The 19,483-nt window shown below is 27.6% G+C and carries 21 protein-coding genes and 1 pseudogene; 4 read left to right on the plus strand and 18 right to left on the minus strand.

Annotated features, from left to right (window positions below; all coding sequences use genetic code 11):
- Positions 1-25: 25 nt before the first annotated feature.
- The 7 genes from CNEONATNEC86_RS14330 to CNEONATNEC86_RS14360 all read right to left on the minus strand — a co-directional run bounded on the left by CNEONATNEC86_RS14330 (position 26) and on the right by CNEONATNEC86_RS14360 (position 6,997).
- Positions 26-1,087 carry an ABC transporter ATP-binding protein gene (locus CNEONATNEC86_RS14330; protein WP_058295865.1) on the minus strand — a complete coding sequence of 354 codons (1,062 nt, stop codon included), beginning with the start codon at positions 1,085-1,087 and terminating at the stop codon, positions 26-28.
- Positions 1,077-1,910, minus strand: a complete 834-nt coding sequence (cysW, locus tag CNEONATNEC86_RS14335; RefSeq protein WP_159136291.1) for a sulfate ABC transporter permease subunit CysW — start codon at positions 1,908-1,910, stop codon at positions 1,077-1,079. The genes CNEONATNEC86_RS14330 and cysW overlap by 11 nt, the downstream gene beginning before the upstream one ends.
- Before the next feature lie 9 nt (positions 1,911-1,919).
- A complete protein-coding gene (gene cysT, locus CNEONATNEC86_RS14340; RefSeq protein ID WP_159136292.1) occupies positions 1,920-2,768 on the minus strand; it encodes a sulfate ABC transporter permease subunit CysT in 849 nt (282 codons plus the stop codon).
- 66 nt (positions 2,769-2,834) lie between these two features.
- Positions 2,835-3,872 carry a sulfate ABC transporter substrate-binding protein gene (locus CNEONATNEC86_RS14345; protein WP_159136293.1) on the minus strand — a complete coding sequence of 346 codons (1,038 nt, stop codon included), beginning with the start codon at positions 3,870-3,872 and terminating at the stop codon, positions 2,835-2,837.
- A gap of 333 nt (positions 3,873-4,205) precedes the next feature.
- Complete coding sequence (cysK, locus tag CNEONATNEC86_RS14350) at positions 4,206-5,135, minus strand: cysteine synthase A (RefSeq protein ID WP_058295869.1); 930 nt, start codon at positions 5,133-5,135, stop codon at positions 4,206-4,208.
- A 365-nt stretch (positions 5,136-5,500) separates the two neighbouring features.
- Positions 5,501-6,382: an EamA family transporter RarD gene (gene rarD, locus CNEONATNEC86_RS14355; RefSeq protein ID WP_159136294.1), complete on the minus strand. Its 882-nt coding sequence runs from the start codon at positions 6,380-6,382 to the stop codon at positions 5,501-5,503.
- A gap of 180 nt (positions 6,383-6,562) precedes the next feature.
- The gene (locus tag CNEONATNEC86_RS14360; RefSeq protein WP_159136295.1) at positions 6,563-6,997 is read right to left on the minus strand and encodes an RrF2 family transcriptional regulator; all 435 of its coding nucleotides are present in this window, start codon (positions 6,995-6,997) and stop codon (positions 6,563-6,565) included.
- Between the two features lie 351 nt (positions 6,998-7,348).
- On the opposite strand from CNEONATNEC86_RS14360, the gene CNEONATNEC86_RS14365 reads away from it, so the two are divergent.
- Positions 7,349-8,113 carry an epoxyqueuosine reductase gene (locus CNEONATNEC86_RS14365; protein WP_159136296.1) on the plus strand — a complete coding sequence of 255 codons (765 nt, stop codon included), beginning with the start codon at positions 7,349-7,351 and terminating at the stop codon, positions 8,111-8,113.
- Positions 8,114-8,198: 85 nt separating this feature from the next.
- On the opposite strand, the gene CNEONATNEC86_RS14370 is transcribed toward CNEONATNEC86_RS14365, so the two are convergent.
- From CNEONATNEC86_RS14370 to CNEONATNEC86_RS14405, 8 genes are all read right to left on the minus strand, one after another.
- The gene (locus CNEONATNEC86_RS14370; protein ID WP_159136297.1) at positions 8,199-8,783 is read right to left on the minus strand and encodes a DJ-1/PfpI family protein; all 585 of its coding nucleotides are present in this window, start codon (positions 8,781-8,783) and stop codon (positions 8,199-8,201) included.
- A gap of 39 nt (positions 8,784-8,822) precedes the next feature.
- Positions 8,823-9,713, minus strand: coding sequence for a tetratricopeptide repeat protein (locus CNEONATNEC86_RS14375; RefSeq protein WP_159136298.1), 891 nt, complete (start codon positions 9,711-9,713; stop codon positions 8,823-8,825).
- A 624-nt stretch (positions 9,714-10,337) separates the two neighbouring features.
- Entirely contained in the window at positions 10,338-10,976 is a 639-nt protein-coding gene (locus tag CNEONATNEC86_RS14380; RefSeq protein WP_058295875.1) for a tRNA-uridine aminocarboxypropyltransferase, read from the minus strand.
- A gap of 23 nt (positions 10,977-10,999) precedes the next feature.
- Entirely contained in the window at positions 11,000-11,152 is a 153-nt protein-coding gene (locus CNEONATNEC86_RS14385) for a hypothetical protein (RefSeq protein ID WP_159116576.1), read from the minus strand.
- A gap of 313 nt (positions 11,153-11,465) precedes the next feature.
- A complete protein-coding gene (locus CNEONATNEC86_RS14390; protein WP_058295876.1) occupies positions 11,466-11,702 on the minus strand; it encodes a hypothetical protein in 237 nt (78 codons plus the stop codon).
- A gap of 288 nt (positions 11,703-11,990) precedes the next feature.
- Positions 11,991-12,389: a VOC family protein gene (locus tag CNEONATNEC86_RS14395; protein WP_159136299.1), complete on the minus strand. Its 399-nt coding sequence runs from the start codon at positions 12,387-12,389 to the stop codon at positions 11,991-11,993.
- A 128-nt stretch (positions 12,390-12,517) separates the two neighbouring features.
- Positions 12,518-12,721, minus strand: a complete 204-nt coding sequence (locus CNEONATNEC86_RS14400) for a hypothetical protein (RefSeq protein ID WP_159136300.1) — start codon at positions 12,719-12,721, stop codon at positions 12,518-12,520.
- 154 nt (positions 12,722-12,875) lie between these two features.
- Positions 12,876-13,742: a PhzF family phenazine biosynthesis protein gene (locus tag CNEONATNEC86_RS14405; protein WP_159136301.1), complete on the minus strand. Its 867-nt coding sequence runs from the start codon at positions 13,740-13,742 to the stop codon at positions 12,876-12,878.
- A gap of 183 nt (positions 13,743-13,925) precedes the next feature.
- Here CNEONATNEC86_RS14405 and CNEONATNEC86_RS14410 point away from each other — a divergent pair, with 183 nt between their 5' ends.
- The gene (locus CNEONATNEC86_RS14410; RefSeq protein WP_159136302.1) at positions 13,926-14,708 is read left to right on the plus strand and encodes an RNA polymerase sigma factor; all 783 of its coding nucleotides are present in this window, start codon (positions 13,926-13,928) and stop codon (positions 14,706-14,708) included.
- Between the two features lie 155 nt (positions 14,709-14,863).
- Positions 14,864-15,310: a DUF3795 domain-containing protein gene (locus CNEONATNEC86_RS14415; RefSeq protein WP_159136303.1), complete on the plus strand. Its 447-nt coding sequence runs from the start codon at positions 14,864-14,866 to the stop codon at positions 15,308-15,310.
- A 159-nt stretch (positions 15,311-15,469) separates the two neighbouring features.
- Here the strand turns inward: CNEONATNEC86_RS14415 and CNEONATNEC86_RS14420 are convergent.
- A pseudogene (locus tag CNEONATNEC86_RS14420) lies at positions 15,470-15,562 on the minus strand (GTP cyclohydrolase I FolE); the annotation flags it as partial.
- Positions 15,563-15,816: 254 nt separating this feature from the next.
- On the opposite strand from CNEONATNEC86_RS14420, the gene CNEONATNEC86_RS14425 reads away from it, so the two are divergent.
- A complete protein-coding gene (locus tag CNEONATNEC86_RS14425; RefSeq protein ID WP_058295882.1) occupies positions 15,817-17,043 on the plus strand; it encodes a DEAD/DEAH box helicase in 1,227 nt (408 codons plus the stop codon).
- A gap of 262 nt (positions 17,044-17,305) precedes the next feature.
- Here CNEONATNEC86_RS14425 and CNEONATNEC86_RS14430 read toward each other — a convergent pair whose 3' ends face one another.
- Positions 17,306-17,581 carry a hypothetical protein gene (locus CNEONATNEC86_RS14430; RefSeq protein ID WP_058295883.1) on the minus strand — a complete coding sequence of 92 codons (276 nt, stop codon included), beginning with the start codon at positions 17,579-17,581 and terminating at the stop codon, positions 17,306-17,308.
- 87 nt (positions 17,582-17,668) lie between these two features.
- On the minus strand, positions 17,669-19,306 hold the full coding sequence (gene abc-f / locus CNEONATNEC86_RS14435; protein ID WP_159136304.1) for a ribosomal protection-like ABC-F family protein: 1,638 nt from the start codon (positions 19,304-19,306) through the stop codon (positions 17,669-17,671).
- Positions 19,307-19,483: the final 177 nt, after the last annotated feature.

The raw sequence follows: 19,483 nt of genomic DNA on the forward strand, positions 1-19,483 counted from the left end.
CTAAATTTAAATCTACGCTGAAACTTTAAATAAATACTGGATTTCTATCTTCCATTGCTGCATTTTCTATTAATACAGCTTTAGCATTTTCAAATGCATATAATCTATAAATTAGTACATTTACCTTTTCATTAAGCTTAACTTCAGGTTCCTCTAAAGAACGATTTGCAGTAAGAATCAGCCCCTTTACATTAACCTTAACTTCTATATAGCTTCCACGAAATGATATTTCTTCAATAATTCCTTCTTCTGCCGCACTCATATACTGATTTAAATTTCCCAGTTTCTTTATTCCAATAAACTCTGGTCTTATAACTGCTTTTTCTAAATTTTTAATATCTGTAAATCCTTTTAAATCATAATGTTTATCAAAAGATGTAGACTGTCCTATAAATTCTGCAACAAATGCATTTTCTGGATGTTTATATATTTCAATAGGTGTTCCAACCTGTTCAATTCTTCCTTTATTTGTGATTATTATTTCATCTGCAACTTCAATTGCTTCATCTTGGTCATGTGTAACAAAAATACTTGTTACACCAACTCTTGAAATCATTTCTTTAAGCCAGCTTCTAAGTTCTTTTCTAACCTTAGCATCAATTGCTGCAAAAGGTTCATCAAGAAGTAAAAGCTGTGGATTTGGTGCTAAAGCTCTTGCAAAGGCTACTCTTTGCCTCTGTCCTCCAGATAGTGCATTTGGATATCTATTTTCCATTCCTTTTAATCCAACTAGCTCTATCATTTCTGTAACTCTTTCCTTTATTTCTTTTTTACTCTTTTTTTGCACCTGTAGACCAAACGCTATATTATCAAATACAGTCATATATCTAAAAAGTGCATAACTTTGAAATACAAATCCAATTCCTCTTTTGCTGGCAGCTAAATCATTAACTCTGATACCATTTATAAAGATATCACCTGAGTCTGGTGACTCAAGTCCTGCAATCATTCTAAGAATTGTTGTTTTTCCACTTCCACTTGGACCTAAAAGCCCAATAAGTTTACCCTTCTCAATTCCAAAATTAACATTATTTGAAGCTTTATAATCTTCAAAAGTTTTATTTATATCTTTTAATTCAACGTACATCTGCACCACCAACTTTCTTCGACTTATATTCAACAATATTTTTTAGAATCAATATTATAATTGCCATTATTACTAATAGAGAAGATACAGCAAATGCTTCTGATAATTTAAATTCGTTATATAATATTTCAACATGCAGTGGCAGTGTATTTGTTTTTCCCCTTAAGTGACCTGAAATAACAGAAACTGCTCCAAATTCCCCCATTGCACGTGCTGAACATAAGATGATTCCATATAAAAATGCCCATTTGATATATGGAAAAGTTATTTTTCTAAAAATTCTAAATCCACCTGCTCCCATAAGTGCTGCTGCTTCTTCCTCATCAGTACCTTGTGCATTAAGTACTGGTATAATTTCTCTTGACACAAATGGAAACGTTACAAATATTGTTGCAAGTACTATTCCTGGGACAGCAAAAACTATTTTTATATTATCACTCATAAGAAATGGATGTGCCCAGCCCATTCTCCCAAAAGTTAATGTAAAAAGAAGTCCTGCTACAACTGGTGACATTGCAAATGGAATATCTATTAATGTAGTAAGAACCTGTTTTCCTCTAAAGGTGAATTTAGTAATACACCATGCTGCAAACAGTCCGAATATTGTATTCACCAATACAGCTGCTATGCTTGTAAATAAAGTTAGTTTTAATGCTTTGATGGTGTATATATCAAGTACTGCATTTGTATAAGAATTGAGTCCTTTCTTTAATGCATACACAATAACAACAATTAAAGGCAGTACAAGCATTATCAAAACAAATAAAATACTTATTGTCACTAATATATATTTTGTAGATTTAAAATTATTATCTTTACTCATTTCTGCCTCCTAGCTTGTCCTTTTATTCACTAGAGATTGAATAATATTTATAAGAAATAAAATTGAAAATGATGTAGCAAGTATTACAAGTGCAATTGCTGTTGCATCCGTATACTTTAATTGTTCTAACTTTGATACAATTAAAAGTGGTGCAATTTGTGTCTCATAAGGTATATTTCCTGCTATAAAAACTACACTTCCATATTCACCAATACCTCTTGCAAGAGCAAGTCCAAACCCTGTAAGCATTGCTGGAAATATCTCTGGAAATATCACTTTAAAAAATGTTCTTCTCTCACTTGCTCCAAGCATTGCAGCTGCTTCTTCATACTGTTTATCTAACTTTTCTAAAACAGGCTGTATAGAACGTACTACAAATGGTATTCCAATAAAGATCATAGCTATAATTATTCCTATCTTCGTATAAGCTATTTGTATACCAAACTTTGAAAAAATACGTCCAATCCATCCTTCATTTGAATATAAAGAAGTAAGTGCAATTCCAGCTACTGCTGTTGGAAGCGCGAATGGTAATTCTATCAATCCGTCTAATAACCTTTTCCCTGGAAAATCATATCTCACTAATACCCATGCAAGAACCATTCCAAATATACCATTAACTACCGCTGCAATAAATGCGCATCCAAAACTTACCTTATAGCCTGATACAACTGCACGTGAAGTAACAACTTCTAAGAACTCCCTAAAGCTCAAATTTGAGGCACATATGATTATGGAAACAACAGGTATCAATATAATCAAACTTAGCATTGATATTGTAATACCCATAGAAAGTCCAAAACCCGGTATAATTCTCTTTCCACTTTTTCTTTTTATACTTAATGATATTCTTTCCATAACTCACATCCTATTTTCTATAGATAAGGAGATGTCTTTAAGGCATCTCCCTTATAAGTCTCTTTATTACTTTGATTGATAAATCTGATCAAATATAGCTCCATCCTCAAAAAAGTCTTTGTATGCTTTATCCCATCCTCCAAATTGTTCATCTACAGTTACAAGGTTAATATTAAGGTTAAATACATCCTTATATTCTTTTAAAATTTCTTTATTAGATGGTCTATAAAAATTATCTCCAGCAATTCTTTGTGCTGTGTCAGAATATAAATATTCTAAATAAGCTTTAGATACTTCTTCAGTTCCCCTTCTCTTTACAGTTTCATCTACAACTGCAACTGATGGTTCTGCCAAAACACTTAAACTAGGAGTTACAATTTCAAATTCATCTGGATGCTCCTTTACAGATAAATAAGCTTCATTTTCCCAAGCAATCAACACATCGCCTTGTCCATTTTCAACAAATGTTGTTGTAGCACCTCTTGCACCTGAATCTAACACAAGTACATTTTCATAAAGATTTTTAACAAATTCTTTTATCTTTTCCGCATCTCCATTATATTTTTTATCCGCATACGCCCATGCAGCAAGGAAATTCCAGCAAGCTCCTCCTGATGTTTTTGGATTTGGTGTGATAACCCCTACTCCATCTTTTACAAGATCATCCCAATCTTTTATATTCTTGCTGTTTCCCTTTCTTACAAGAAAGACAATAGTTGATGTGTATGGTGAGCTGTTCGATTTAAATTCGTTAATCCATCCACTTTCTATTAATCCTGCATTTTCAATTGATGTAATGTCATGTGCTAATGCCAAAGTTACTACATCTGCTTCATTTCCTTCAATAACTGAACGTGCTTGTTTCCCAGAACCGCCATGAGATTGAGTTATATTAACATCTTGTCCAGTTTTCTCTTTCCAGTACTTTGCAAATTCTTTATTATATGCTTCATATAATTCTCTTGTTGGATCGTATGATACATTTGTAATTTCAATTGTTTTTTTCGCATCAGATTCTGCATTTGAACTTTCACCGCATCCTGAAAATGCTCCTAAAGCACATAATGTTGCTAACCCTAAACTAATAATCTTTCTTATTTTCATAATCTTCTCTCCTTATCAGTAATTCAATATGCTTTTATTTTTGCTTTATAATACATGCAACATCGCATATTTCCATATCTGTGAGAGATTATAGCCCCAATTTTACTCATTTCTTACTTTCACCCCATTTTTGTTTATTTATGGTATATTTAGGAGTATACATTCCTTTTCCGAGTATGTCAATAGGAAATCTATGATTTATTTTATAGATATGCTTTCTATAAAATAATGTGCAAAAAAACACCAGCATTTTTTAGTATACTGGTGTAAAAAAACTTTTAATATTTAGAGTGCTATAAACATTAGTACTCTTATCTCATATAAGACATATTTTTATTCAAATAAAGGAGTAGATAAATATCTTTCACCTGTGTCTGGTAATAACACAACAATGTTTTTCCCTTTATTTTCAGGTCTTTTAGCTAGTTCTGTTGCTGCATGTATTGCTGCCCCAGATGAAATTCCAACTAATACCCCATCTGTTTTAGCAACACTTCTAGATGCTTCAAATGCATCATCATTTTCAACTTTAATAATTTCATCAACAATATCAAGATTCATTACGCCAGGTATAAAACCTGCACCTATACCTTGAATTTTATGTGGACCAGGCTTACCACCTGATAATACTGGAGAGCTTGCAGGTTCAACTGCCACAATTTTGATATTCGGATTTTTAGCTTTTAATACTTCTCCATTACCAGTGACAGTACCACCAGTACCAACTCCAGCTACAAAAATGTCTACTTTTCCTTCTGTATCATTCCAAATTTCCTCTGCTGTAGTTTTTCTGTGTACTTCAGGATTAGCTTCATTTTCAAATTGTTGTGGTATAATTGCATTTCCATATTCAGCTACTAATTCTTCAGCTTTTTTTATTGCACCTTTCATTCCATCTGCACCTGGAGTAAGAACTATTTCAGCTCCTAATGCCGCTACAATTCTTCTTCTTTCAATACTCATTGTATCTGGCATTGTAAGAATTAATTTAAGACCTTTGGCAGCTGCTACAAAAGCTAGTCCGATTCCAGTGTTTCCACTAGTAGGCTCAATAATAACAGTGTCTTTATTTATTTTGCCATCTTTAATTCCTTTTTCAATCATTGCATTTGCAACTCTGTCCTTAACACTTCCTAGTGGATTAAAGTATTCAAGTTTTGCAATAATATTTGCTTCTAAACCGTTCTTTTCTTCATAATTACTTAACTCAAGTAATGGTGTATTTCCAATCAAATCTGTTAATTTCTTTGCTATTTTTGCCATAATTATTCTCTCCTTTTAATATATATATTTATAATTCTTCGTTATTTATTAATGATAAAATCGTAAATCTAAATAGACTTGTCCTATTTAATTTTAATAAGTATAATTTTTTAAGCTACTACTATATTTATAAAAAGCTCTGCATTTACATTGCATTTTCTTCTTATTTTTACTTATATTTGTATTATAGACTCTTTATTCCGAGTTTGTCAATAGGATTTATATGATTTATATTTATTCACTAAAAATTTATCTTCTAGAAATAGAATTTTTTAAGCAAAAACTTACTGTACTTTATACATTTCTTGATAAAAACAAAAAGAGTTAAAGAAATCGAAAGATTTATTTCTTTAACTCTTCTTCTACTAAGCTAATTCAGTCTTTTTACTAATATCCATATTGCTCATAAGAAAAATTATTAATGCTATCCAAATGAACCCAAATGTAATTGCATTAATTGCTGTAAATTTTTCTTTATATAAAATAACTCCTATAAGCAATTGTAAAGCTGGATTAACATACATTAATATTCCTGCTAAAGAATATGGTGTGCTTTTTATGCCTTGTGCAAAAAGCAATAATGGTACAGCAGTTATTATTCCTGCTAATGGTAATAACAAAAACTGCATTGGATTATGAATAACTCCAATAGCTCCAATTCCATTTATTTCTGCATAAATTATATATACTATTGCAATTGGTGTTACTGCTGCTGTTTCAATTATAAGTGAAACTTGACTTTCAGCTTTTACCATTTTTTTAATTGCTCCATATATTGCAAAACTTCCTCCAATTATAACTGCCAAATATGGAACCTGTCCATATCTTATTATTGGTATCATAACACCTATGAAAGCTATAACAACAGAAATCCATTGGTTCTTATTTAATTTTTCTTTAAAACAAGCAAATCCCATTAAAATTGTTATTATTGGATTCATATAATAAGCTAAACTTGCTTCAAGAATATGATTGTTGTTTACTGCCCATATATAGCTTCCCCAATTAATACTAACCATAACCCCTGCTGCACACAGCAATAAAATTTCTTTCTTATTTTTAATTACCTCTTTAATCTTTAATGATTCTTTTTTAAAAATTATTAATACAAAGCAGAATATTAATGACCAAAATATTCGTGATGCTAAAATGTACGCTGGATCTAATTGGTTTAAAAGTTTCCAAAATATCGGAAGAATCCCCCAAAGTACGTAGCACATCAAAACTGCAAATGCCCCTTTTTTCATTTTCTTCCCCCTTACAACATTGCTTATAGCTTTTTTATTCTTACTAGTATATAACTTCATGAGTAAAATTTGTATACATAATAAATATGAATGTATCAAAAATTTCTACTGCACAAAAATCTTATAACAGCCCTACTAAATAATCTTTTATTTATATAAATGCCAATTTATTTTCAGCAATTATATAACGTAATTATCAATTTTACTATTATGCCATTCTACTAAATCCTCTAATGTAACATTATCAACAACACCTTTAATTGCATCATCGATCTTTTTCCATAGTATAACTGTTACACATTCATTTTCACGTTCACATGTATTTACTTCGTCTTCAAAACATGGTACTGGGCATAGACTTCCCTCTGTTAATCTTAAAATACTTCCTACTGTATATTCTCTTGGCTTTTTGGATAAATTATATCCGCCTTGTGGTCCTCTTACACTTCTTACATAGCCTGCTTTTGTTAAGATAGCTATTATCTGTTCTAAATATTTATCTGATATCTCTTGTCTTTCAGAAATCTCTTTTATTCTTATTGGCTTACCATTTTCATTAATGGCTAAATCAAGCATTAATCTTAATGCATATCTTCCTTTTGTAGAAATTCTCATTATCCTATCCTCCTAAATTCACTTTTCATTTGCAATATAGGCATAGCCTTATTAAATAAATTGTTCGTAGCTCATCATAACTATATCATGATATATTCTTATCTTTGTATTTCTATTCATATCAAAATTCTAGTCTTTATTATATTTTATATCTATTCATTGTTTTTTGTACAGTATATAAAATCATAATTTTTTAATTCTTAATTTAATACATATAGAAATAGGCTTAATTTATATTGAAGTCATGTATGCATAAATTCCAATAAATTCATAAATATTGTGATATACTTGTATATAAATACCTGCTTTTTCAAATATAAAATTATAATTGTTAAAATATAGGAGAATCGTATGAAAGATAAATTAGAAAACATTATAAAAACTTTTATTAGAGAATATTCTCAAAATCATAATACCACTACTTCCTGGAATGAACCCTTAATTGCATATGCAGATGCATTTAATGAAGACTTTATTAAACTTAAGGAATTAGTAAGTCCTACCCATGCAATGCCTCATGATTTTTTATCTAATGCCAAAACTGTAGTTACATACTTCATACCATTTAATGGTGATATTATAAAAAGTAATATAGCCCATAAACATTCATCAAAAGAATGGTCAATAGCTTATATAGAAACAAATAAATTAATATATGATTTAAATACATTCATCAAATCTGAGCTAGAAAAATTAGGTTTTAACTCTAATATAATTCCTGCCACTCACAATTTTGATACTCAAAAGCTTATAAGTGACTGGTCTCATAGACATGTTGCAGCTATTGCTGGGCTTGGTACATTTGGAATTAACAATATGCTTATCACTGATAAAGGATGTTGTGGACGTGTTGGAAGCTTTGTAACAGATATGAAAATAGAGCCTTCTTCTAAAATTAAAAATGAAAACTGCTTATATAAAAGTTTAAATATATGTAAAAAATGTGTTGAAAGATGCGTTAATGATGCATTAAAAATAGATTCTTTTGACAGGCATAAATGTTATGAAATGTGCTTAATTAATGATAAATTTCATGATAATCTTGGACTTGTTGATGTTTGTGGCAAATGCTTAGTTGGAGTTCCATGTTCTACAAAAAATCCAAATAATATCTGATTTGTATAACTTGAAATTTCTAATAAGAAAAATATAGACAATCATCATATCTTTATTTATATCATTGATGATTGTCTATAAATATCTATTTGGAAAATAAGTCATTCTTACTATCAGAGTTCCAAGCATATTCAATATTATGAGCTATTTCATTTGCTTTTTCTTCTCCAAACCTGTCACTTACAAATCCTAACGTCATATCAATTCCTGCTGAAACACCTGATGATGTATAATACTTTCCATCTACAACCCATCTTGCTTTTTGTACCCAATTAACAGTATCATTAATAGATTTAACCCATTCAAATGCTTGCTTATTTGATGTTGCACTTTTTCCGTTTAATACATTTGCTTTTGCAAGAAGAGCTGAGCCTGTACATATTGATAAGCAGAATCCAGATTCTTCTGCTATTACTTTCAACATATTAAGAAATGATTCATCATTTACAAGTTCTCTTGTTCCTTGTCCACCTGGAATAACTAAAATACCTTTTTTATCAGCCAAATCAATATCCTCTGTTATAATTTGAGTTTTTTGTCTGCTTGTAATCATTCCACCATTTTGTGAATAGTAGTGAATATCATACTCTTGCACTTTACCTAATATTTCTAGTGGTCCAAAAATGTCTAATGTTTCAAAATCATTAAATAATACAATATTTACGTTCATTTTATCATCTCCATTAGCAATATGAAATATATAATAAGTTTAATTCCACCATAAACAATATAATTTATAACCATCTTTAAGCTTCTCAATAGATATATGCTCATCTATTTCACTTGGAGATGCTTCTTTAAACCAAGATTCTATCTCTTCTTCATTTGCTGTTGTAACAACAAAAGCAGTATCTGAGTATGGCCATTCTTCTTCAACATCTACATCAGCTATTTCTATATATACTTCCTTAACATTTTCTTTTTTCTCTATCTCTTTAAAAATCGCATAAAATTCCTTAACATCAAATTCATCAGTACATGCATTTGATGCAAAAGAACCTTTCACATAATTGCCTTCAAAAAAATCATTAACCGAAATTCTTTCATTATTTTCTATTTTATTAAGTAAAGCTCTTTTTTCCTTAGATGAAGGATTTAATTTAATTGCTGTATCATAATAATTATTAGCTTTATCTTCTTGACCTAACTTCTCATAGATTTTACCTATTTTATTACAATAAAGCTCGCTCTTATTATTAAATTCAAAAGCTTTTATATAATATTTTAAAGATTTTTCATACCTTTTATATCTTTCATAATAAGATCCTAACAAAAAGTATCCTTTTGCATCATTTGGCTTATCTTTAATTGCATCTAAATATTTTGTTAAACTTTGATCCATTTCAAAATTTTCTAAATTAACTGCTTTTTTATAATAGTTTTGTGCTTTATTTAAATCACCTAATTTTTCATAAATATCCCCTATAATTTTGCAATAATAATGATTATACGAATCTACTTCAAAAGCCTTCTTATAATATTTTAACGCTTTTATAAAATCATTATTTTTCTTATAATAATTCCCTATCCATGAATTTATTTTGGGATCCTTAGGATTCTTAGCTATCATTTTTTTATATTTGTCTAATTCACTATCCATAAAATCCTCCCTTCTATATGTTTCTTAATATATTATTACTCAATTGCCTCTTTTCATTTTTCTACTTCATAAGCATATTTTACTAAATGAATTATAAATTTACAATTGTATCTATTTTGGCTTTTTAAAAGAGTTGAATAAAAATATAGCTATTTAATTTTCAAAGAACGTTTTTTCATTTTAATTCACTGCTTAAAATCTAACTATTATATAATGTTAGAAATCCGAAAAAAATTTTTATTCTAATTCTGTTTAACATCTTAAAAACTTCTTCTTATCCCCAGTAAATAAGCAAATTCTTAAGTTTTTACACATATATGAACTAATATTTATGAATATATTTATTCTAATACTTTTAAGTTTATATCTTTATAAATATACTAATTTGTAAAATGTTATCTATGTGACTTCAATAAAATTTTTCTTCTCAAATTTAAAGGTTCTAAATATCATTTCATTTAATGATTTTAAATTTATCTTGAGTGTTATAAATATTTTTCCCATAGTTTTTAATTTTAGCGTTTAATGGACATAATGTATAACAAAAGTTAAATACACTAGAAATTTTATTTTGAGCAAAATAAAACTTCTAGTATATTTAACTTTTATTTTTAATTTTAATAATTATATACATTTTAACTTTACTCCATTAACTCCTGCTTTAAAACTTTTCATAAACAAATCGAATGTACCTTTAATTGATTGTGCATTATCAGTTTCATGATTTAACTTAAGTACTTCGATTGCGGTTTCGACAGTACATAACTCTCCTTCCGATGCACCTCTTCTCAAAGTATATTCTGACTTATAAATTGGATTTAATGAAATTCGCGGCAGTTTTTTTAAATAATCACTCTTTCTAAACATTTTTGCAGCTTCTTTCCATGTGCCATCCAAAATAATAAATGCTGGCGTTTTTTTTGAAGCTTTATATTCAAATTTTCTTTCTAACGATTCATCATTTTCTGTAGGAAATAGTATATATATTTCATACTCTTTACTATTAATGTAATCAATTAATTTTTCAGGAATATTTTTTCTCTCCCAAAGGAATAACTCCGTTGATTTTTGGTTAACCAATTTTAGTAATCTAGCTGTATTTGAAGGCCTACTAAATTCTTTTTCTGATGATAATATCCATATCTTTGCTTTAGTCTCTATCTTAGGCACAATATTGCATATACAATTTATTATTGGTAACCCGCATTTATTGCAACTTTCATATAATTTTGTAATTTGTTTAACTTTAAATTTAGAATCCATATTCTATCCTTTTAATACTTTTTTTATTCTTTGTTATTAATTTTTTCTTGTACATTAGTTTGTATTTCCTTATTATTAATCCTAAAAACTACAATTGCACTCAGCGAACTTACAACCATAACAAAAATAATACAAAAAGCAACCAAAAATATACATTTCCCTTTACTTATCTCCATTATTGACCAGCTCCTTTCATAATTAAATTATATCTAATATATCTTTATATGTAAACAATTACCCTTTTAAAAAGTTTCTAATAAAGTAAAAGAGGCAGCCTTAATTAGCTGCCTCTTTTTATAATAAGGTTAATTTATAAAGAATATTCTAAAAGCCGAATTAATAGAATTCTTGAAAAGTGTTCCATTATCATGTACTATAAAACCATTCATTAACATAGATTAATTTTAAGTAAAAAATACGATCCAATTTTGGAAAGTTCCGAGACCATAAAAAGTAATTCATTATAGATTGTCCATTTTTTATTTATATTTATTCAAAAATAAATTGCTTTATTATATTTATCATTTCACTTCTATATAAATCATTTTCTCTAGCTTTTATTAATGTATTTTTTAAGTTATTTTCTATATAAGACTCATAACACTCTTCTTTTAAATATGCTTCTAATGCATCTATAAGTTGATTTTCTTTTTTTCTAATCTCGTATTTATTATCTGAGATTTTTAAGTTACAATATAAAGAATTAATTGTTTTTAAAGCTTCCATTTATATCCCTTCCTTTTACCATAATATTCTACCTTATTCACGAACATACGTTCTATTTATATAATATAACTTCTATTATATTTTGTAAATAGTAAAATTTATAGTGACAACTTTTAAAATATAGATATTTATGTTCATAATCTAAATATCTATATTTTAAAAATTAACCTTACAAAAAGGATATAGCAATAATGAGATTATTTTAAAATGGACCCTATATAGTAGACACTAACTAAAAGATTGTCTACTATTATAGGGTCCATTTTAACTATTTATTTTTTCTTTAATTTAAATTTCACTATCTCTAAATTCAATTTTAGTACCTTCTGGTGCAATTATTTTAAACAAATATCCATTTTCAACTTTGTATATTTCTTCACTATTTTTTCTTTTGAAATTATCATATCCTAATGATTTTATTCTATTATATTCTTCTTTAATATCATCAACTTTAAAACACATATGTACAATTCCCGCACTAGATGAGGTATATTCTTTAAGCTTTTCACCTTCTTTATTTGTTTGAAGCTCTATCATAAAATCTCCAAGCTTTAACCAAGTATTGTACCCTCTGGTATGAACATTCTCTGTCTCATGAATTAATTCGAATCCTAAAATATTAGTATAAAAATTTAATGATTCTTCATATTTTTCTGTTTGAATGCAAACGTGATGTATAGATTTCATAATATATTCTCCATTCATTTTCTATATCCAAAATTCAAATTCCAATAAAAACCCGTCTTGTAAAGATAATAGTTTTCTAAAACAATAACCAATTTAACAAATTCTAAGCTTATGCCGAATTCATCAATTTATGCAAAGCAAAATATTATGCCAGTTCCTATTTTAAATGTAAAATAACCTGCTAATATTGAAATCAGAACTCTTATCAGAATATAACTTATTTCACTTTTTATTGATTTATATTCTGTCAATGATTTAACTATTGGTTTAAAAATACTGAAAACTTCAAATACAATTATAAGCATTAATAATATATACATCAATGTAATCATATTTACAGCATCTCCTTTTAATAAATTTTTATATACATATCAAATTTGAAATATAGAGTTTTCTTATAAATTTTTATTTATATAATCTTTCACCTAGATAAAATATTTTTTCTCTTAATTCTAAGTACCTTTTGCTAAAATTACATCTTTAAGACTAAGTTAAATTTAACTTACCAGTTATTGATATAACTGCATTCCCACCAATATATATTCTTCCTTCATTGCCCACCCTGCTTAATATAATTGAAGGCTTACCCATTGCTTCTCCTTGAATAAAAGTATTTTTATCCTTTTCCTCAATAAGACCTTCTTTTAAGAGATAATAAGTAAGCGCCCCATTCGATGTTCCTGTTGCACACTCTTCATCAATTGCATAAAGTGGTGCAAAATTTCTACAGTATGCAGTTGCCTTTTTGCTTTTTTCTAAATAAAACATATGAACGCCAACAGCATTGTATTTTTTAGATAACCTTATTACTTCTTCTTTATTTTGAATTGCATTATTTAATACTTCTCTTGATTTTACAGGTAGAAGTATATCAGTAAGTCCTGTATTTACTATGCAACATTTAATTTCTTTGTCTATATCATCATCCTTAAGTCCATAAGCTTTATAAATTTCTAAAACTTCGTCATAATTGAATTCCCTTACTATCTTTCCTTCTGCCATCTCAATCCAGACAACATTTTCTTTAACTATGACTTTTAAATTTCCAGCTAGTGTTTTTGCATAAAATTCTCCAGTACCTATTATCCCTTCATTACAAAGAACAGTAAAAGCAGATACAGTAGCGTGTCCGCACAAATCCACTTCACTATTTGGTGTAAAATATCTTATTTCAAAGCTATTTTCATCTTTACCTTTCTTAACAAAAGCTGTTTCGGAATGTTTAAGTTCTGCTGAAATATTTATCATTACTTTTTCGTCTAAGAATTCGTTATTTTCATCAACAATAACAACACCTGCTTGATTTCCTTGAAATACTTTATCTGAAAATGCATCTACAACAAATAATTTCATGATTTCACCTCACTATAATATACAAAATTTTATTTATATATTTATTGGATGTCCTAATATTCAAATTATTATCTAATATAATTCATAATAATTATTATACCATGTAAATACAAATAGTCGAAAATATTCCTGTTAATTATGGTATACTTATTTTTGTAAAAATACTAATTATGTGGTGATAATATGAATATAAACAATATTATAAATGACTATGGTTCTTACATATATAATTATGCATTAAAGCTTTCTTGCCATCCAGCTGTTGCAGAAGATTTATCTCAAGAAACCTTTATTAACGCATGGAAAAACATAGATTCTCTAAAAGATTCAAATGCAATAAAACCATGGCTTAGAAAAATATGCTTTAATCTTTCCTTAATGAATGTACGAAAAAATACAAAGAATCCCGAAAATCTTTATGATGAAATAGAAAACCTTGAGCAAGATGGCCTTTTATATGTATCTTCTATTCCAAATCCAGAAGATGAAATAATTGTAGATGAATACATAAGCGATATGCAAAATGGATGTTTTCTTGCTATGGTTAGAAAGTTGACCTTAAATCAAAGAATAGCCTTTTCTTTAGTTGATATGTTTGGTTTATCCTTAGATGATGTTTCAAACATACTTAATATTTCAAAAGTTGCTGTTAAAGGCCTTCTTTATCGTGCTCATATGAATTTGGATTCTTTCTTTTCTGATCATTGTAATATTCTAGATATAAATAATCCATGTAGCTGCAAAGCTTGGATTGATTTTGCCAAAACGAGAGACAGCCTTAAGAAAGATGCAAATAATAATAAGCATAAGCTAATAGAAAGATTAGATTATAAAAAATGTAACTATGTTTTTAATAAATCTACACGTGCTAAGGTTAACTATCTTTATAAAAATATGCCATTGAAGAAACCACAAAAAGAGTGGTATAAAAATGTAATTGATATTATAAATGATATGTACATTTGAAACTATAATTAGCTATAAATATCTCATAATACATAATTTCTACGTAGAAACTATAAAAATCATATAAATTTTTTCATGCTATCCGTTACTTTCCTCCTTTTAGTGCATCTATATAAATGAAAGCATATTTTCATTTATTTTAAGGAGGAATTTTTATGAATAACTATGAACAAGCAGTAAAGGAACTAGCACCTTGTGGCAATGACTGCTCACGATGTGCATCCTATGTAGACAGCAAAATTGTACATTTAAGCAAAGAGCTTAATGAAAATCTAATTAATTTTGAAAACATGGCAAAAAAATTAAAGGACCTTATGCCTATTTTTAACTACTATAAAGAATTCTCAGATATACTCACTCATTTTTCTAATGGAAACTGTGAAGGCTGTAGGTTTACAGATAAGCCAAAATGCCAATGCAGTATAAATTCCTGTCATAAAACCCAAAATGCGGATTTCTGTTTTGAATGTAGTAGTTTCCCATGCACACCAACCACTTATAATGAATCTCTTATAGAAATTTGGAAAAATAATAATAACAAAATAAAAACATATGGTGTAGAAAATTTTTATATTGAACAAAAAAATAAGCCTAGATATTAAAGTAAAAGCCAGTGAATTGATGATTCACTGGCTTTTACTTTAATATTTACTCTATACTAAACTTCTCTTTTAATTCGCCAAGTGGCGACAGATGACTGTCACCACTCAAATTATTTTCTAGTCAATTCCTCTAACAATTTATAAACACGTTTATTTAATAGGTGTTTCAATAAGCCCTTCTCTATTTATATCTTCACCTATTCCTTCTAATATTAATTTTACTCCTTCACATATTTTTTCTTTATCCATCATGTAAATTCCCCCATAAATACGGTAAATTATGCCTTAATTCTTTTTATATTTTCTCATAGTATTACTTTAAATACAATAAGTATAAATTTTTCATATTATTAAAAGTTAATACAAAATATATAAATATATTATAATACAATCTTTTACTATTCAAATCTGCATATTAAAGTTATAATTAATTGACAATTGGTATTTTCTTTTGATAACTTTAATATTGAAATATTAATTGAATATGTGATCTATAAGGAGATATTATGAATAAGACTTTTGAAGAATTAAATTTAAATTCAAATATAATTGAAGGATTAAAAAAACAAGGAATAACTGAACCAACTTCTATTCAAAGTGCGTGCATAATTCCAGCTTATGAAAATAAAGATATAATAGGTGAAAGTTATACTGGAAGTGGTAAAACACTTGCTTATCTACTGCCTCTATTTCAGAAAATAGATACATCTAAAAGAGAAATGCAAGCCTTAATATTAGCTCCAACACATGAATTAGCACTACAAATTGAAGCACAAATTAAACTTCTAGCAGAAAATTCAGAGATTCCTATGACTTCTTTATCTATTATTGGAGATGTTAATATCAATAATCAAATAAAAAAGCTTAAAGAAATTAAACCTCATATAATTGTAGGTTCTACTGGAAGAATACTAGATTTAATAACAAAGAAAAAGATAACTGCACATACTATAAAAACTATAGTAATTGATGAATGTGATAATTTATTAAATCCAAAAAGAATTGCTGTGGCAAAGAACATAATTAAAACTACAATGAGAGATCGTCAGCTTATGGCATTTTCAGCTTCTATAAAAGAAGATACTTTAAATGCTTGTAAGGAATTAATGAAAGAGCCTATAATAATTAAATCAGAAGATAAACCTTCACTCAATCCAAATATTGAGCATTTATTATTTGTTTGTGATAGACGTGATAAATTTGATACATTAAGAAAAATTATTGCAGCTTCTAATCCTAAAAAAGCTATTGTATTTGTAAATAATAATGAAGATATTGAACTTACAACTGCAAAATTAAATTATCATGCTAAGGATTGTTTTGCTATGAACAGTCATATTTCTAAAGAAGATAGAAAGCTTGCTATAGAAAGCTTTAGAAATGGTAAAATTAAAATACTAGTATCTTCTGATATAACCGCGAGGGGGCTTGATGTTGAAGATGTAACACATATATTCCATCTAGATTTACCATTAAAACTTAATGAATATTTACATAGAGCTGGAAGATCTGCAAGAGGAAATAAATCTGGTATTTCTATTGCTATAGCTACTGAAAAACAACTTAATATAATAAAAAAATATGAAAAAGAATTTAATATAAAATTTGAAAATAAAAAAATCTTTGGTGGAAAAATTGAAGATTCTAACTCGCCAAAACAATTTGATAGTGAACCTAAGCATAGAAATAAATCTTATAATAATAAAAATGGAAAATCAAAGTTTCATAACTAATGAAACAATAAATAGGCTTTATTTCATAAAAAAATAAGCATAGATATTTATCCTAAAGTGATACCTATCTATGCTTATTTTTATTATACTTAGTTAATTTTTAATTTCATAAATTAATGCGCTGCACACTCAATCAAAAAAATGACATTAATTATGATAATTTTAACTAATAAAACGAATTGTCGCATTAATAACTTCGATCATAATTATTATAGTTTTCTACTTTATGCGGTAACCCTATTTTGCAATTATAATATATTTATTAATCATTTATTTCCAGAATAATAATACATATTCCTATCAATACTCCTGTTATTATTATTCTAATAATATCGTCATCACTTATTCCAATTATCCCTAAAATATAGTCTCTTGAAAAGAATAAGATTAGAGTAAAGCAAATATAAATTATTTTATAATATTTTTTAGGCTTATTCTCTTTTATTTTCTGTAAATAATTTAATCCTGATTTTTTATCAATTGTATTAATCAATAAAGATACTCCTAATCCCATAATCATACTAATGGTCCATTTCATAAAATATCCCCCTCACCCACCACCCTTATTTTAACATATATGCCACATACTTGGCATTGTTCGAAACATAATTATTTATGAAAACCATCAATCTTTTATACTTTTCCTTAAAGTAATAAGACTATTATATTCTTCATCCAGCCTTTTATATTCCTCACTTCCAATTGTGCAGCTGCTAAGACAGCTTAAAATATAAGTTATTTTATTTTCCAATAAAATTTTCTCTTCAAGTTTATTTTTACTTTTCTTATCTTTATCTTTTTTCTTATTTTTCTCAATATTATTTAGATATTCATGTATTCCATATTCATATCTAATTATTTTTTTATTATTAAAAACAAGTAATTTATCACATATCTTTTCAAGCATATATCTATCATGAGTAACAAGTATAATTGTTCCATTATAGCTTCGCAATGTTTCTTCAAGCTGTTCTCTTACATGAAGATCGATATGATTAGTCGGCTCATCTAAAATCAAAACTTCACATTGTTCTTGTATCATTAAAATAATCTTTAATTTCATTCTTTCACCAAGGCTTAAATACTTGACTTTTCTATCTAACATCTCTGCATTAAATCCAATTAAATTTAGTTTTGTTCTAAGCTGACCAAGTTCCTGCCTATTTTCAAAATTAAAAAGTTCTATAATGCTGCATTCTTCATTAAGTCCAATTACATCTTGACTTATATAACCTATTTTTCTTGTAGGGCTTATATAGAGGTCACCATCAACATCCATTTTTCCTAAAAGTGCTTTAATAAAAGTAGTCTTTCCACATCCATTAGGACCATATATCCCAATCTTTTCACCATGCTTAATGTAAAAAGAAGATTTTTCAAACAGTATCTTTTTATCAAAACTTTTAGAAATGTCTTTTGCATCTACTACAACAGCCCCAATCTTTTTAGATTCCTTTATTTGAAATAAAACTTTTTCTTCTTCTTTAGGCTTTTCTAATCCTTCAACCTTCATCTTCTCTAGTCTTTTTATTCTGGATTTTATTTGGTTATCCATCTTTTTGGCTTTAACTCTGTTGTATTCTTTTCCACCAAATTTATTTCCTGTTTCTATGGCTTTTTTTCTAGACTCTCTATGAGCCTTGTCTGACCATCCTTCCAATTCCTCTATCTGCATATTAATTCTATTCTTTATTTTTTCCTGTTCAACATATAAATGAACTGCATTTTCATAATCTTCCTGCTTCTTTTTTCTATAATAAGTATAGTTTCCATTATATTCAGTAATTTTTTGATTTTCTATTTCAATAATGCGTGTAACACATTGATCTAAAAAATATCTATCATGTGAAATTATTATTATTGTTCCATTAAACTTCTTTATTTCCTTAACAAGATAAGCTACACCTAAGTAATCTAAATGGTTAGTCGGCTCATCTAAAACAAGAAAATTATAGTCCCTATGAATAACATCATTTAAAAGCTTCTTTGTCTTTTCGCCCCCACTTAATGTACTTTCTAGATCTTCATACTCAGTTGCCTGCTTCATATAACCTATCTTTACGTTATTCTTATACCATATTATTTCTCCAGAAGTCGGTTCTATTTTCCCGCATATTATATTTGCTAATGTAGTCTTTCCTGTACCATTAGATCCGACAATTCCTATTGTTTCTCCGAGCTTTATTTTAAAATCTATTTTATTAAAAATAACATTTTCACCATATTCTTTACTTAAATTTTTACTTTCCATTAAAACTGTCATATTATCACCTCTATATCTTGAGGTCTTACTCTTATTTATTTCCGCTTTAGATTAACTTCAATATTTAATAAAAAAGACTATAAATGAATTCAACTCATTTATAGTCTTCTTAAATATATAAATTCTTTTACATTCTAAATCAATATATTTTTTTACTTCTAAAACTATTATAAATTT

Origin of the sequence: Clostridium neonatale, assembly GCF_900465025.1 — a bacterium.
Taxonomy (GTDB): Bacteria; Bacillota; Clostridia; order Clostridiales; family Clostridiaceae; genus Clostridium; species Clostridium neonatale.